The 16,538-nt window shown below is 43.9% G+C and carries 10 protein-coding genes and 1 other annotated feature (1 of these 11 cut by a window edge); of the genes, 8 read left to right on the plus strand and 2 right to left on the minus strand.

Annotated elements, in window-relative coordinates:
• Positions 1–81: 81 nt before the first annotated feature.
• A complete protein-coding gene (locus tag QT716_RS12015; RefSeq protein WP_317936306.1) occupies positions 82–3,678 on the plus strand; it encodes a chitobiase/beta-hexosaminidase C-terminal domain-containing protein in 3,597 nt (1,198 codons plus the stop codon).
• Positions 3,679–4,149: 471 nt separating this feature from the next.
• Positions 4,150–4,365: a hypothetical protein gene (locus tag QT716_RS12020; RefSeq protein ID WP_317936307.1), complete on the plus strand. Its 216-nt coding sequence runs from the start codon at positions 4,150–4,152 to the stop codon at positions 4,363–4,365.
• A 54-nt stretch (positions 4,366–4,419) separates the two neighbouring features.
• On the opposite strand, the gene QT716_RS12025 is transcribed toward QT716_RS12020, so the two are convergent.
• Positions 4,420–5,475, minus strand: coding sequence for an acyl-CoA dehydrogenase family protein (locus QT716_RS12025; protein WP_317936308.1), 1,056 nt, complete (start codon positions 5,473–5,475; stop codon positions 4,420–4,422).
• A 195-nt stretch (positions 5,476–5,670) separates the two neighbouring features.
• Here QT716_RS12025 and QT716_RS12030 point away from each other — a divergent pair, with 195 nt between their 5' ends.
• The 5 genes from QT716_RS12030 (at position 5,671) to QT716_RS12050 (ending at position 14,098) form a co-directional block, all read left to right on the plus strand.
• Entirely contained in the window at positions 5,671–8,046 is a 2,376-nt protein-coding gene (locus QT716_RS12030) for a bifunctional 2',3'-cyclic-nucleotide 2'-phosphodiesterase/3'-nucleotidase (RefSeq protein WP_317936309.1), read from the plus strand.
• A gap of 114 nt (positions 8,047–8,160) precedes the next feature.
• Entirely contained in the window at positions 8,161–10,521 is a 2,361-nt protein-coding gene (locus QT716_RS12035) for a bifunctional 2',3'-cyclic-nucleotide 2'-phosphodiesterase/3'-nucleotidase (RefSeq protein ID WP_317936310.1), read from the plus strand.
• Positions 10,522–10,720: 199 nt separating this feature from the next.
• Complete coding sequence (locus QT716_RS12040) at positions 10,721–11,845, plus strand: IS4 family transposase (RefSeq protein ID WP_317936311.1); 1,125 nt, start codon at positions 10,721–10,723, stop codon at positions 11,843–11,845.
• Positions 11,846–12,162: 317 nt separating this feature from the next.
• On the plus strand, positions 12,163–13,848 hold the full coding sequence (locus QT716_RS12045) for a methyl-accepting chemotaxis protein (protein ID WP_317936312.1): 1,686 nt from the start codon (positions 12,163–12,165) through the stop codon (positions 13,846–13,848).
• A 37-nt stretch (positions 13,849–13,885) separates the two neighbouring features.
• Complete coding sequence (locus QT716_RS12050) at positions 13,886–14,098, plus strand: hypothetical protein (RefSeq protein WP_317936386.1); 213 nt, start codon at positions 13,886–13,888, stop codon at positions 14,096–14,098.
• Here the strand turns inward: QT716_RS12050 and sda are convergent.
• Complete coding sequence (gene sda / locus QT716_RS12055) at positions 14,040–14,171, minus strand: sporulation histidine kinase inhibitor Sda (protein WP_317936313.1); 132 nt, start codon at positions 14,169–14,171, stop codon at positions 14,040–14,042. The genes QT716_RS12050 and sda overlap by 59 nt on opposite strands.
• Positions 14,172–14,666: 495 nt before the next feature.
• On the opposite strand from sda, the gene ilvD reads away from it, so the two are divergent.
• Positions 14,667–16,334, plus strand: a complete 1,668-nt coding sequence (ilvD, locus tag QT716_RS12060; RefSeq protein ID WP_317936314.1) for a dihydroxy-acid dehydratase — start codon at positions 14,667–14,669, stop codon at positions 16,332–16,334.
• A gap of 2 nt (positions 16,335–16,336) precedes the next feature.
• Positions 16,337–16,538 (plus strand) — a binding site (T-box leader); it runs 35 nt beyond the window's last position.

Consider the following 16,538-nt stretch of genomic DNA (forward strand, 5'->3'; position numbering starts at 1 on the left):
CGCTTAATGTGAAACTAGAATCTTGTCGGTAGATAAACGCTTGGCTATTGGCGGGTTCATTCCAATAAGGAGTGTGAGGCAATGCACGGTCGAACGGGAAAGAAATGGTTAAGTTCACTGATGGCAACAACGCTTGTCGCAGGACTAGCTGCACCGGCAGTTCCGGTTTATGCGGCAGAAGCACCTGCTGCAAAAGCAAAGGATTTACTGATTTCTGAGTACGTGGAAGGCTCTAGCTTCAATAAGGCAATCGAGTTATATAATGGCACGGGTGCTGCCCTTGACTTAAGTGGTTATTCTATTGAATTGTTCGCAAACGGTGCGGTTGCACCAACGAACAAACTGCAGCTAGAAGGAATGCTCGAAGACGGTAAAACATTTGTCATCGTTCACAACCAAGCAGGACCTGAGTTGAAAGCGAAAGCTGATTTTGAAATTGGTGGCGTTACCAATTTCAATGGAGACGATGCCTTTTTATTGAAAAAAGGAGATGCAGTAATCGATTCCTTTGGACAAGTTGGCGCTCGGGACATCGGTTGGGGGACGGACGTGACGCTGGTTCGAAATGCGGCAGTGTCGAAAGGCGATTCAGTTTATGATGATCCGTTTGACAGAACAGCAGAGTGGACAGTGCACCCGAAAGATACCTTCACATTCTTAGGGTCTCATGAGTTAGATGGTTCCGATTCAACTGATCCAGAAGAGCCTGACGTTCCGCTTGAGCTGCTTTCCATTGCAGACGCACGTGCATTGCCAGCTGGACAAGAAGTCAGTGTGAAAGGTATCGTCACAGCAAAACTAAAAAATACAATTTCAATTCAAGATGAAACAGGCGGTATCGCGCTGCGTCCGACAAGCTTAGCGGCAAATGTAGGCGATGAAGTAACCATTACAGGTAAACTTGTCGACTATCGTGGGTTGCTGCAAGTAGATGGTGCATCGCTTGTTGAAAAAACGGCAGCGGAAGTACCGACTTCTAAAACGGTTAAAGGAGAAGCGATTGGTGAAGACGTGGAGTCTCAGCTTATTACAGTGAGTAACGTCACGCTTTCATCGAAAGAAGCAGGTCCTGGCTGGGCGAACTTCATAGCTACGGATGGAACCGAATTTACTGTACGTGATGAAAACGACAGTCTCGGCTTACAGGCGGGCATGACGTACGACTCGATTACAGGGATTGTCCAACAGTTTGACGATATTTACCAAGTGATTCCGCGTGGTGCGACGGACATTGTCGCAGATGCTTCAGTCGTTCAGCCAGTTATTGCGAATCCGGGAAGCGGAACGTTTGTTGAGAAGGTCGATGTGACACTGACAACAGGAACCGTGGATGCAGAAATCCTGTATACATTGGATGGAACGGATCCGATTGAAAACGGCGCAACGTATGCGACGCCTTTGGAGATTACGGATAACGTTCAAGTGAAAGCGGTGGCGAAAACGGAAGATGGACGTACGAGTGCTGTTCAAACGTTCGATTATACGATTACAGATGCACTTCAAATCCATGACATTCAAGGGTCAGGCCATGAGTCTCCATTTGTCGGACAAGTGGTCGACGGAGTCCAAGGCGTTGTGACGTATAAGTATGAACTGCAAGGCTCGACGTATTATCACATTCAAACACCTGATGCAAAGCGCGATGGCGATTTGAATACGTCCGAAGCGATCACGCTATATAGTGGGCGCGATGCGTGGAACTTGAAAAAAGGCGACTTGGTTTCGGTGACAGGTCAGGTGAGTGAATATGCGATTGACGGCTATTCGGACCGTCAACAAACAGATTTGAAAACGACGCAAATCAACGTTCGTGAAGATCGCAACGGCGTTGTCAACGTGTTGGAAAGCGGTGTTGAAATTCCGACTCCATTCGTCATTGACGAAACGAATTTACCAGCAGATAACGTATTAAGCGAAGGCTTAAAGGAATTCGATCCGACGAAATATGCAGGCGATTTCTGGGAAAGCCGTGAAGCAATGCTCGTTGAAGTGGGCAATGTAAAAGCCGTTGGACCTCAGCAATATGGTGATTTGACGACTGTTTTGGAATCTCGAAAGACAGAGACGAAAAACGGTGGAGTGCTGTTGAAAAAAGACAAGCCAAACGCAGACTTGGTTCAGTTCCGTTTGGAGCCGAATACAGTCGCGAGTAATTTTGAAGTAGCAACAGGCGACAAGTTTGAAGGGCCAATCGTCGGAGTTGTCGGGTATTCATTCCAAAACTATAAGATTTATGTTGGATTAGAAGAGATGCAAGACAAGTTTGTAAAAGGCGATGCAGTGCCTGAAGTGACGACAATTGTCAAAGACGATGAGAAATTGACGGTTGGATCGTACAACTTGGAAAACTTCTCGAATAATACGAAGACGACTTCAAACGATAAAGCGCAAAAATTAGCGCGTGCGATTGCGAACGACATGCATAATCCAGATATCGTGGGCGTCACGGAAGTGCAAGATAATAACGGACCAGATGCTGGCGGACCGGAAGCAAATGCAAGTTATGAACGGTTAATTCAAGCGATTGTAGACGCAGGCGGTGTGAAGTATGAGTATGTCAACATCGACCCGGTGAATAACCAGGATGGCGGGCAGCCGAATGCGAATATCCGTGTTGGCTTCTTGTACAATCCTGAGCGCGTTTCATTGAAAGACGGGGCTCCTCATGGGGATGCAACGACTGCGGTTGGGTATGAGAACGGCAGTTTGACGGTGAATCCTGGTCGAATTGACCCGGCGAATCCTGCGTTCAAGAGCAGCCGGAAGCCGTTAGCTGCAGAGTTTACGTTCGATGGTGAAGACGTAATTGTCATTGCGAATCACTGGAATTCAAAAGGTGGAGACACGCCGTTGTTTGGCGCAATCCAGCCCCCTGTGTATAACAGTGAAATCCAGCGCAAAAAAATCGCGCAAATTGTGTATAACTTCATAGATGATGTGAAGACGAAAAACCCCGATGCAAATATTGTATCGCTAGGTGATTTCAACGACTTCCAATTTACAGATGCGCTCAAGATCCACGAAGGGGAACTGATGACGAATCTGGTCAATAAAGTCGAAGAGTCGGATCGCTATTCGTACGTGTATCAAGGCAATTCGCAAGTATTGGATCATGTCCTGGTGTCGAATAACTTAGCAGACACTGCTGAAATCGATATGCTGCATGTGAACGCGGATTATACGGATATAGCGGGTCGCGCAAGTGATCACGATCCGGTTCTTGTGCAATTGGCATTGAAGACAAAGATTGAGCCAGAGCAGCCGTTTGAGTGGGAAAAGGTTCCGGTCAGCAAGTATTACTTCTTGTTGAATTATAAGAAACCAAGCTTAACAGTTGATGCGAAAGGTTCGTCGATTACGATGGATTATCGCTCTCGCGTGAAAAATGGCGTTACATTGACTGGCCAATATGCAATTTTGAGCGGGCTCGGGTTTGCGAAAAACAAGGTGACGTTGAAGCCGACAGAAAAAGGCTTGACGATTGATACGAAGTGGACGGTGCAAGGGGATGTAGTGGTGGATGGAACGAATCCGTTACGCATTTTTGGCGCTGAAAACGTGTTGAAGATCCGTTATATTAACGGTGCAAGTGCTGAAAATGTGGAGTTCTACGATCGATATGGCCGCAAGCTCGCGAAGCCAGGTGTTCAATGGCCATGGTTTGCGATGGCGAATTGATAATGGATTTATGAAGAGAACGATGCCTTCGGGTGTCGTTCTTTTTTGGTAGCTGGGATGGATGGGGATTGTCTGACATTTTGGGGTGGTTGTCGATCAGTTGGGGAGTGTTCGCGGTTACTAGTGTGGATTTGTCCGACACTACGAGAGATTTGTCCGACACAACTCAAAGTTTGTCGATAACGGGACACAATTCGAGCATGGGAAGGGATTAATTGGTAGCGCTTCGCTTGTTTTAGGGAAGTGCTAGTGCGCTGCGAAGGGGAATCGGTAACTTGGCGAGCGTTATCGGCATGATCGCGGTCAGTATCGGCAATATGAGGGGGAGAATCGGCAATATCAGGCAAAGAATCGGCATTCTGGGAGAGTTAATCGGAAATAGACTACAATTCACGAGCAATAAGGGATTAATTGGTAGCGCTTCGCTTGTTTTAGGGAGGAGCTAGTGCGCTGTGAAGGAGAATCGGTAATATGGTGATGGTTATCGGCATTATGGCGGTCGGTATCGGCATGACGAGAGGGAGAATCGGCAATATCAGGAAAAGAATCGGCATTCTGGGAGAGTTAATCGGAAATAGATTAGAATTCACGAGCAATAAGGGATTAATTGGTAGCGCTTCGCTTGTTATAGGGAAGGGCTACCACGCTGTGAAAAGGAATCGCAATTGGAGAATCGATATCGTGTAACAACTCAACATACAAAAAGCAGCCTCTAATCAATCTTAGAGACTGCTTCCACAATTAGGTTAATGAGCGTGTCAAGAATCCATGTTGGCCGGCTGTCCACAAATCACGGAAAGCGCGGTTGACAGGGGATGTTTCGATGACGGCTTGCATGCCGAGGTTGCGGAATAACTGAACCGCGCAATCGGTTGCGATGTCTGAGCTTTCCATGCATACCGCAGACAACTGCGCGAGTTCGTGGTCATCGAGTGAACCGTTCACGTGCATGTCCCAGCGACGTTCAACCGCTGAATGGAACAATTGTTGGGCTTGGCTGAAACGGGATTGCTGTTCTTTCAGCAGCCGCACCGTGCCAGCAATCTTCTCTGCATTCCAGCGGGACTTTGCGTGTTCTGCAAGGGTATGTGCTTCTTCCAGAAAGCGTGCGCCTAAACCTAGACAAACCGATGCAAATGATACTTGTGAAAATTGAACAAATGGGAATGAATGAACGGGTGAACCCAGCGTATTCACTTTCTCAACGACTGAAAATGTTCGATCGAATGGAACAAATGCATTCTTTACTCGGATAGTATGACTGCCTGTGCCTTTAAGCCCGAAGGCATTCCAGTCTTCAATCACTTCGACTTGATCGGGCATGAAAGTGCAGGCGCGCATTTCGTCTGTTTCCTGACCATCGCGCCAAATGATGGTGTTTGCTGTAAACATGGAAGCATACGGTGCACCGCTGCAGTAGCGCCATTCACCGGAAACCATATACCCATCCGATTGTGCGTGGGCTTCGCCTGTTGCATAACCGCTTCCTGCGATTACTGCTTCGGCAGGTGAATATAATTCCTTCGCTTGGGTTTCTGTCATGTTTTCAAGAAACAGATTTCCGCCTGATCCGATTGTCGTCAGCCAGCCGAGGGAGCCATCTTCATAGGACATATCCTCGAAAACACGTGCCGCCTCAGGAAGTGACAGACCGCGGCCGCCCAATTCTTCTGGAATGAATAACTTAAATAATTTCTCTTCAAAAGCAAGCTGCAGCAAATCATCTGGCAGTGTGCCTAGCTGTTCAATTTCGAATGAAGCGCTGCGAATAAGTTTAGATAGATCTTCCGATAACATGGGAATCATCCTTTCGATTTTGATGAATAAGAGATGCGTAGACTGCCGTTTTAAGCAATAAGTTACTAACCTTCCTATTCCCGTTCTGACAGGAATGAAAAGGCTTTCAAACTTGTCGAATATTGCATTGGAACTATCAGGAAACTATGGTATGTTAGAGTAGTATGAAAACTAAGAATTGAAAGGGAGATGAACATGTCATTGCTTAAAAGAATCGGCTTTAGCTTTCTCGTTGTATTGCTAACTCTTGGTAGTTTGATTATACCTCAAGAAGCAACTGCTGCTAAGCCTGATGAAGCAACACGGGGAGAATTCATCCAAAAAGTTGTACAAGCCCTTAACTTGTCGACGAGCGATGGTTCGACGCTTACGTTTAAAGATGTAGACAAGCAGTTGGCTCCATATGTAGAAGCTGCTGTGAAAGCGGGCCTCGTAAAAGGACGTTCTGCATCTGTTTTTGACCCTAATGGATCATTGACGCGTGAGCAGGCGTTTGTTATTTCTGCACGTGCTGCAAAAACAGACAAAACCTATCCGATGACCCTTCTTGACCGATTTAAGGACAAGCGAGACTTCGGTGCTTCTTTGCGTCCAGAAATGGCGAAAAGTATCGGGCTTGGTCTGTTGAAAGGGTATTCTGACCACACGGCAAAACCGAAACAAGCTGTCATGAAAAATGAAATGCGTGCAATTGTAAATCGTTTAGTTAAAATAAGCCAGCAATACCCAGGCGAAACTCCAGGAACGGATGAAGCGACAGTGTCACTCCGTGTTATGGGGACAACGGATTTGCACATGAACCTCGTAAACTACGATTATTATCAGGATACGAAGGTTGAAGATTATGGACTGACTAAAGTAGGTGTGTTGGTAGATGAAGCACGCGCTGAATCTGAAAACACGCTGATGTTTGACAATGGTGATTTAATACAGGGAACTCCACTCGGTACATATAAAGTGAGTGTGGATCCATTGAAAAAGGGTGAAGTTCACCCAGCATTTGCTGCAATGCAAGCATTGGACTATGATGTCATGTCTTTAGGAAACCACGAGTTTAACTACGGACTTGAGTATCTGGACCAAGTAATTGATGAGTCTGGTTTCCCTGTTATTAACGCAAACGTTTACGATGCGAAAACAGGTGACAACCGTTACAATCCTTACATTGTGATGGATAAGGAAGTAACTGACTCTAAAGGTGCGAAACATACGTTGAAAGTTGGCGTTATCGGGGTTGTTGCTCCAGGAATTCTTCGCTGGGATGGTGCGCTCCTTGAAGGTAAAGTCACTGTAGAAGATGGCGCAGATACAGTTAAGAAATTCTTGCCGAAAGTTAAAGAAGAAGGCGCTGATGTAGTATTCGTAATTGCTCACTCAGGAATTGGTGATGAAATTCATGAAAAGAACGAAGATGATATTACATGGCAGATCTCTGACATTGACGGTGTAGACGGAATTCTGACAGGCCACAACCACGCGTTGTTCCCTGGAGACTTTAAAGATACGAAAAATGCAAACCAAGAAGAGGGTCTATTGAACGGAACACCTGTCGTAATGCCAGGGAAATTCGGTACTCACTTAGGATTGCTTGACTATGAACTGAAGATGGAAAATGGCAAGTGGAAGATTGTCTCCGGAAAAGGTTCACTTCGCGCAGTTCATAAAGATTCACAAGCAATCAACCAAGATGTGATGGATGCAGTTCAAAAAGCTCATGACGGTACACTAGATTACATCCGCACACCAGTTTCAACGACTAATGCGCCAATTACAAGTTATTTCGCGTTAGTTAAAGATGATCCATCGATTCAAATTGTAACTGAAGCGCAGAAGCGTTATGTTGCAAGCCAAACACCAGGTACAGAGTACGCAGACCTGCCGATTCTATCAGTAGGTGCACCGTTTAAAGCAGGCGGTCGTTATGGATCTGATTACTATACAGATATTCCGGCGGGCGACATTGCGATTAAGAACATGGCAGACCTGTATGTATTTGATAACACGATTACAGGACTTGTTATGACAGGAGCCGATGTGAAAGAATGGCTTGAAATGTCGGGCGGTCAGTTCAATCAAATCGATCCAGCGAAGTCTGGTGAACAAAATGTATTGAACGAAAATTACAGATCGTATTTGTTTGACGTTATTGACGGCGTTGAATACGAATACGACGTAACTCAGCCAAACAAATATGATGGCGAAGGGAAAGTCGTCAATGCGAATGCAAACCGAGTGAAAAACTTGATGTTTGACGGCAAGCCGATTGATCCGAAGCAGAAGTTCATTGTTGTTACAAATAACTACCGTGCAAGCGGTGAGTTCCCAGGGGTACGGGATGCAATCGATACAATTTCGTATCAATACGAAAACCGTGAAGCGATTGTCGATTACATGAAATCAGTCGATCCAATCGATCCATCTGCGGACGGTAACTGGTCAATACAATCAGTTAAAGGCGCGAACATGATCTTCGAAACGTCAGAAAAAGGTAAGAATTATCTAGGTAACGATGCACGTATTAAGTACGTTGCACCAACGAAAGATGGCTATGCGAAGTATGAATTGAAATAAGCTACAACAAAAGAGGCGCAACTGTTGCGCCTCTTTTTCTCTAAATAGTCTTAAGATAACTAGATTTGGATTCCAAGGGAATTACTAAACTTATTGAATGAAAGGAAGAAATGAATGAATGTATTGAAGAGAATTGGGTGTGGACTTCTTGTGATGTTGCTTGCGGTTGGAAGTTTAGCGTTTCCGCAAAGTGCGAGTGCGGCTAAGTCTAACGAAGCGACGAGAGGGGAATTCATCCAAAAAGTTGTTCAGGCTTTGAATTTGTCCACAAGTGACGGTTCTACAATTACATTTAAAGATGTAGACAAGCAGCTAGCACCCTATGTAGAGGCGGCAGTGAAAGCAGGGCTTGTTCAAGGGCGTTCGTCAACGGTTTTCGATCCGAACGGTTCGCTTACGCGGGAGCAAGCATTTGTTATATCAGCTCGAGCTGCTAAATCAAATAAAACCTATCCGATGAACTTATTAAACCGGTTTAAAGATAAAAAGGATTTCGGCGCTACACTGCGTCCAGAGATGGCCAAAAGTATCGGACTTGGACTGATGAAGGGCTATTCAGATGGTACCGCAAAGCCGAAACGTGCTGTAATGAAAAACGAAATGCGTGCAATGATTACGCGCTTAGTTAAAATCAGTCAGCAGCATCCTGATGGAACGACAGTCGCACTCCGTATTATGGGCACGACGGATATTCATACGAACCTGATGAATTATGATTACTATCAGGATAAAGAGATTCAAGACTATGGACTTGCCAAAACAGGTGTCTTGATAGATGAAGCACGTGCGGAAGTTGAAAACACGCTGCTATTCGATAATGGAGATTTAATTCAAGGAACACCGTTAGGCAGCTATAAAGTGAAGGAAAAACCGCTTCAGAAAGGGGAAGTGCATCCTTCTGTAGCCGGCTTAAATGCACTCAAGTATGACGTGATGTCATTAGGGAATCATGAGTTTAACTTCGGACTGGATTACTTGGACAACGTTATTGAAGGAGCGGAATTCCCCGTTCTAAATGCGAACGTCTATGATGCAAAGACGGGTAAAAATCGCTTTACGCCTTATGTTATTTTAGATAAGCAAGTAATGGATTCCATGGGCAAGAAGCATACATTAAAAGTAGGCGTAATTGGCGTTGTGGCACCAGGAATTCTGCGGTGGGACGGCTCGCATCTAAAAGGGAAAGTCACCGTTGAAGATGCATCAGATACTGTAGAAAAATTCATGCCGCAAGTTCAAAAAGAAGGCGCTGATGTCGTATTTGTCATTGCCCACTCTGGCATCGGTGATGAGAATCATGACAAAGATGAAGACGATGTCACTTGGCAGATTTCTGCAATTGACGGTGTAGACGGTATACTGACAGGTCATAATCATGCTCTGTTTCCTGGAGATTTCAAAGACGTGAAAAATGTGAATTCTGAAGAAGGTACACTAAATGGTACCCCAGTTGTCATGCCAAACCGTTTCGGGAGCCATCTTGGATTACTCGATTACCAATTGAAGGTAACTGACGGAAAGTGGACAGTACTTTCAGGAAAAGGATCTGTAAGGGAAGTTCATAAAGACTCAGAAGAAGTAAACCAAGCGGTCGTGGACGCTGTGAAAGAAGTTCATAAAGCGACATTGGATTACATCCGCACTCCGGTATCCAAAACAACAGCGCCGTTGACAAGTTATTTTGGGCTTATCCGTGATGATTCATCCATTCAAATTCTCACAGAAGCACAGAAACACTATGTAGAAGACAAAATCAAAGATACTGAGTACAATAACCTGCCGATATTATCCGCAGGATCACCTTTGAAATTCGGCGGAAGATATGGTTCAGATTATTATACAAATATCCCAGCCGGAGATGTTTCCATTAAAAACATGGCTGACTTGTATGTGTATGATAATACAGTTGCAGCAGTTGTTCTGACAGGTAACGATATAAAGGAATGGCTTGAGATGTCTGCAGGAGCTTTCAACCAAGTGGATCCGTTAAAAATAGAAGAACAGGATATTGTGAATGAAAACCATCGTTCATATAATTTTGACGTGATTGACGGTTTGACGTACGAGATAGATATTACACAACCTGCAAAGTATGATAGTAAAGAAGGCAAGCTTATCAATGAAACTGCAAATCGCATAAAGAATTTGAAATATAACGATGAGCCTATTGATGCAACACAAGAGTTCGTCGTTGTAACGAACAACTATCGCGGCAGTGGAAACTTCCCGGGTGTCCGTGATGCAAAAGAAGTTATTTTCTATCAAGATGAGAATCGTGAAGCCGTGATTGATTATCTGGAGACAATTGACCAGATCGAACCTTATGTGGATAATAACTGGTCGATTCAACCTGTAGAAGGTGCGACGATGATATTCAATACATCAATAAAAGGTAAAGAGCACATTGGTAATGATTCTAGGATTATCTATATCGCACCTTCTGAAGAAGGGTATGCGAAATACCAATTGAAATAAGTGATTTTTAAAAAAGAAGCGCACTCGTGGCGCTTCTTTTTTTAATTTGATTTTATAGTATTTTGCACTAGCGTCGCATTAAAATAAGATAACCAAACTTATAATTTGAATAATTCGAAATTAATGCTTTGCACAAAAAAATCCTTTATAATGGGTTGGCGGTGGTAACCTATCCAAATCCAAAATAAAGGACCCTACAATGGATAAGATTACACGAAAAACTTCATTTGAACAATGGCTTTCACCTATTTCTACCGTATTATTTGATGAACAGGTGAACGCACATCATCTAGACTACTATACAAAGAAGCTTTATATGGCTTCGTTTACGAAATTGTTATTGCATGCCCAACTTCATGAAACGGAGAGCTTGCGTGCTATCAGTGATTGCATTTTCTCGGAAGAATTACAAGAAGCCTCTAACCTTGATTCAATCAGCTTTTCCCAGTTAGGTAGACGTTTAGATCGAATTCCTACGGGATTCTTTCAAGCAATCTTTTTAGATTTAGTGACTCAAATCAATGAAGCCACTAATCTCCAATTCAGACGAAAAACAACGACTCCCTTGAAACTTATTGACTCGAGCACACTTCCTTTGAATCTGAAAAATCATCAATGGGCAAAATTCCGAAAAACAAAGTCCTGGATCAAACTTCATTTACGATTAGCATTCATGGAAAAAGGGTGTTCCTATCCCGACAAGGCGGTCTTAACAAATGCAAAGGAACACGACCTTGGTCAGCTGAAAGTTCTTATCGACGATAAAGAATGCATGTATGTGTTTGACCGAGGCTATTTGGATTATGAACGATTCGATCGGATGACAGATGAAGGGTATTTCTTCGTTTCTCGCTTACGCAAAAATGCGATTGTTCGATCCATCGAAAGCTTTGAGCTGTCTGAGAATTCACCAGTGGAGTCGGACGAGATGGTGGTCATTGGTAAAGCACAAAAACGTACTGAAAACACTTTTCGCCTTCTCAAGGTCTTAGATTCCAAAGGGAATCAGCTGAATCTCCTAACGAATCATTTTGATTTATCAGCGGATGAAGTCGCAGAGATGTATAAATCTCGTTGGGCAATTGAACTGTTTTTCAAATGGATGAAACAACATTTGAACATCAAGAAGTTCTACGGTCAAAGTCAGCAAAGCGTTCATAATCAAGTCTTTCTTGCCATGATTGTCTATTGCTTGAATGTATTAGCGCAGCTAAAGACCAAAAGTAAACGAACCTATCTTCAAATCAGTCTCTATTTAAAAGCAGCTTTATGGAAACCAGCTCGGATATGGATTCGGAAAATCCAAGGAAAAAGCGTTCCATAACCGCAAGAAATAACTTCTGTTGAGCTTGCCAAAGGATATAGTAAAAAAATGGATGTTCACTACCGTTACTTTGGTGTTTTCGTTTTTTCTCTAAAAACATAAAAATGGTAAACAGAATATTCGCACATTATTTATGCGACGCTAGTGATATGAAGCAACTGTAGTAAATCGCTATAAATTCATAGGCAGTAGTCAATTGAACGGATAGGAACAAATAAAACAATTTGTTGCGCCAACTTTCAAGATCATTCATATTTCAATTGACCAGCCGAAAATACTAGTATGAAACTAAAAACGATAGAAAAGAGCGAATGTACATGTCAATAGGGAAAAAGCTTGGAGCTGGATTTGGAATTATCGTTTTGATTATTTTAATCTCGACAACATGGAGCCGGTTTCAACTTGGAAACATTCAAGATGAATACACTGACTTACTGGAAACGAATGTTGCACTGAGTATTCTCTCTAAAACAGTCGAAGCGGAAAGTGCGCTTCAAGGACAATCCATACGGTCGTACTTGTTACGTGGGGATGGATCGGATTTGGACTTATTTGAAGAGCAGCATAAGCACATGGAAGATTCTCTGGACTCCATGGCTGCTATCGCAGTTACAGCTGAAATGAAAGAAAAGGTTGAGAGTACGCAAGAGTTATCTAAACAATATTACGCTTCTGCAGAAGAACTGATCTCACTGGTAAAAGGTGGAGACGTTGAAGAAGCGACCGCTTTTTTAGAAAGTAACTTGCGTCCGATCAATGTTACAATCCGGGAAAAAACAGCAGAAATGGCGAACTTCCAAAATGATTTATTGGCTAAAGGCAATGTGAACGTTCAAAAAACTGCGGATCGAGCACAAATCTATTCCATCATCGCAGGTGCACTCAGTTTAGTGTTGAGTATTTTAATCGCGGTCTATCTTACGCGCAATATTACACGTCCGCTTAAACGTCTGTCCTCAGCAGTGACCGTCGTAGCGAACGGAGATTTAACAGAGGATGATGTCTCAGTCAGTTCAAAAGATGAAGTAGCTGCTTTGGCTCACTCTTTCAATATCATGAAAGGGAATCTGCGGAATCTGATAGGCGGAGTGAATAGCAATGCACTGCATTTGACTGCTTCTGCAGAGGAGCTTTCTGCGAGTACTTATGAAGTTTCCCAGTCTTCAGAAGATATGGCGAAGTCGATTGAGTCTGTTGCTCAAGGTGCACAAGTTTCAGCATCTGCTGCTGGGGAAAGTTCCATAGCAATGGAAGAAACAGCGGTGGGTGTGCAAAGGATTGCTGAATCTGCAGTCGAGCTGAATACAAGTGCAGAGGAAACAATGCGCATTGCGAACGAAAGCGGAAAGACGATTGAGACGGCTAAATCACAAATGGATTTAATCTACCAGACTTCTCACGAGACGTCTTCGCTCATTCAGCGCTTAAGTCGTCAAACGGAAGAGATTGAAAGCATTACAAGTGTCATTACCGGGATTACAGAACAAACGAACTTGCTTGCGCTGAATGCAGCGATTGAAGCAGCACGTGCAGGCGAGCATGGTAAAGGGTTTGCAGTTGTTGCAGATGAAGTCCGGAAATTGGCAGAGGAGTCAAAGAAATCTGCTGGGCAAATCGTACAGTTGACGATGGCCATTCAATCTGACACGAAAGACGTTGAACAGTCTGTTACAGAAAGTATGCAAAACGTGGAGCAGGGAGTTGCGGTGATTGACAATGCAGGCCGTACATTCGTTGAAATCGTTCAAGCCGTTCAAACGATGACGAATCAGATCACGGAGATTTCCGCAGCGACAGAGCAAATTTCCGCAAGTGCTGAAGAAGTGTCGGCATCGGTAAGTGAAATTTCGGGGCAAGCTGCAAGTGCGTCCATTCAAACGGAACAGAACTCAGCTTCAATGGAAGAGCAAATGGCAACAATTGAAGAAATCAATGCTGTGGCACAAGACCTCAGCGTGAAAGCTGTTGAACTCCAAGAAATGATTCAACAATTTACAGTTTAATTGAACAAAGGAAGTCCGTTTGTCAGCCTAACAGCTGATGGAGGGGCTTTTTGTATTGGGCAGCGGCAGTAAAATTGTTTTCTATAAAATGATAAAAACCATCTGTTATCGCGGACAAATGGTTTTCGTCAATGCGTATTGGGAAACAACACCGCTTTCCGGTAATGGCGACATGAATAATAGAACAAAATTTACGATAGGAAACAAAGTAAGCTTCGTTTATCAACTTCAAATTTCAGTAAGCTTATAAATTCTGAAGGCAGTTCTAGTTCCAAGGCTTTAACATAAGATAGAATCAGTAAATCGTCGGGGAGTCTGTTCATTTGTCTATCACCTTCTTCCGGCAGAGTTTTAATTTTTCCCCAGTGGCAGGGAAAGCGATGTACCACTAACTTATCAGATGCTTAAAAAAAGAACAACCGTTCGATTATCCACATAGACTCGTGGACAACGTGTGGACAAGTTGTTCACATAGCGACTCAAGTCTATGACTATAGAGTGGATAATGTGGGGAAAGTTATACACACTTGTGGACTGCGCGAATTTTGTCGAAATGTTTTTCTGAGTACCTCCAGAAATAAGTTCAAAAGTTTATTAAAAAAGTGCGATGTGCAATATATCGCGTGGCAACAACGTTGTAAGCGTATACATTTTATTTATGTATTCTAAATTGAGAAATTATTTAAAAAACACTGTTGACTCTTTATTTCTTTCGCTATATGATAGCAACAATCTATTAAAGCAAGAGGTTGCAAGTTACACCTCAGTTGCAGAAATTATTGTCCACCCGTTGGTGCCACTGTTAGGAGTGAGTGTTGTTGAGAAGTGACATGATAAAGAAGGGAATCGATCGTGCGCCCCACAGAAGTTTGCTGTATGCGACAGGCGTTCGCTCGAGAGATATGGAAAAGCCATTCATTGGAGTCTGTAACTCTTACATTGACATCATTCCTGGCCATATGCATTTGAACAAATTCGCAGAAGTCGTGAAAGAGGCGATTCGCGAAGCAGGAGGTATTCCATTTGAGTTCAACACGATCGGTGTTGACGATGGAATTGCGATGGGGCATATCGGAATGCGGTATTCGCTGCCAAGCCGGGAACTCATTGCAGATTCAGCAGAAACGGTTATTAACGCACACTGGTTTGACGGAGTCTTCTACATTCCAAACTGTGACAAGATTACACCAGGAATGCTGATGGCGGCGGTTCGCACAAATGTACCTTCCGTATTCGTCTCAGGAGGTCCAATGGAAGGCGGAACTTCAGCGGACGGCAAACCATTATCTCTCGTATCTGTATTTGAAGGGGTCGGTTCTTATAAATCAGGGACGATGACCGCTGAAGAACTGCTCGATATTGAACAGAGTGCATGTCCGACATGTGGCAGCTGTTCAGGAATGTTTACTGCTAACTCGATGAACTCATTAATGGAAATGCTCGGAGTGACGGTTCCAGGAAACGGAACAATCGTTGCAACGTCTGATGAACGCCATCGCCTTATTAAAGAAGCTGCACAGCATCTTGTAAGAATGGTTAAAGAAGACATTAAGCCGAGAGACATCATTACGAAAGAAACAATTGACGATGCATTTGCACTCGATATGGCAATGGGCGGTTCTACGAATACTGTGCTCCACACATTGGCAATTGCTCATGAAGCAGAAATTGAGTACGACGTTCGGGATATTAACGAAGTCGCAAAGCGGATTCCGTATTTGTCCAAGATCAGTCCGGCATCCGATTATACAATGCACGACGTCCATCTGGCAGGTGGCGTCAGCGCCATTATAAAGGAATTATGTGAGATTGACGGTGCGGTTCATCCAGATCGGATAACCATTACCGGAAAGTCACTCTATGAAAATGTGATTGACAAACCGATTACGAATGAGCAAGTCATCCGGAAAAAAGCCAATGCATATAGTCCAGTAGGCGGCTTGTCCGTCCTCTTTGGAAACATTGCCCCGGACGGCGGGGTTATCAAAGTCGGTGCTGTCGATCCTTCCATAAAAGATTTCAGAGGGGAAGCAATCGTCTTTGAATCTCAAGAAGCAGCACAAGAAGGAATTGACGATGGAACTGTGCAAGCAGGCCATGTAGTCGTCATTCGCTATGAAGGACCTAAAGGCGGTCCGGGTATGCCGGAAATGCTCGCACCAACTGCAGCAATTGCAGGTCGCGGTCTTGGCACCCAGGTAGCCCTCATTACAGATGGACGGTTCTCTGGAGCATCCCGAGGCATTTCCATCGGACATATTTCACCAGAAGCAGCAGAAGGCGGTCCGATTGCTCTCGTTGAAAGTGGAGACATTATTGAAATTAATCTAACGGATCGAACAATTGAACTCGAAGTGGATGAAGCTGAACTTGCGAAACGTAAAAGTCAGTTGAAACCATTTGAACCGAAGATTAAAAAAGGGTATCTTGCCCGCTATTCAAAACTAGTCACATCCGCCAGTACAGGCGGCGTTATGAAAATTTAATAGACAATTCGATGATGAGGCAAAAGTGATTGGATCCTGCATTTTCAGAGAGTCGGTGGTGCTGAAAACCGGCAATGCAGCCAACGCGAATATCCCCTCGGAGTGAACAGCTGAACTAAGTAGGCTGTTTCGGGCATACGTGCTCGTTATGAAAAAGGACGTAAGGTAACTTATGTCCATGAGGCGGTAGTTTTTACCGTGAAC

It is taken from the genome of Sporosarcina aquimarina (genome assembly GCF_033253705.1).
Lineage (GTDB): Bacteria > Bacillota > Bacilli > Bacillales_A > Planococcaceae > Sporosarcina > Sporosarcina aquimarina.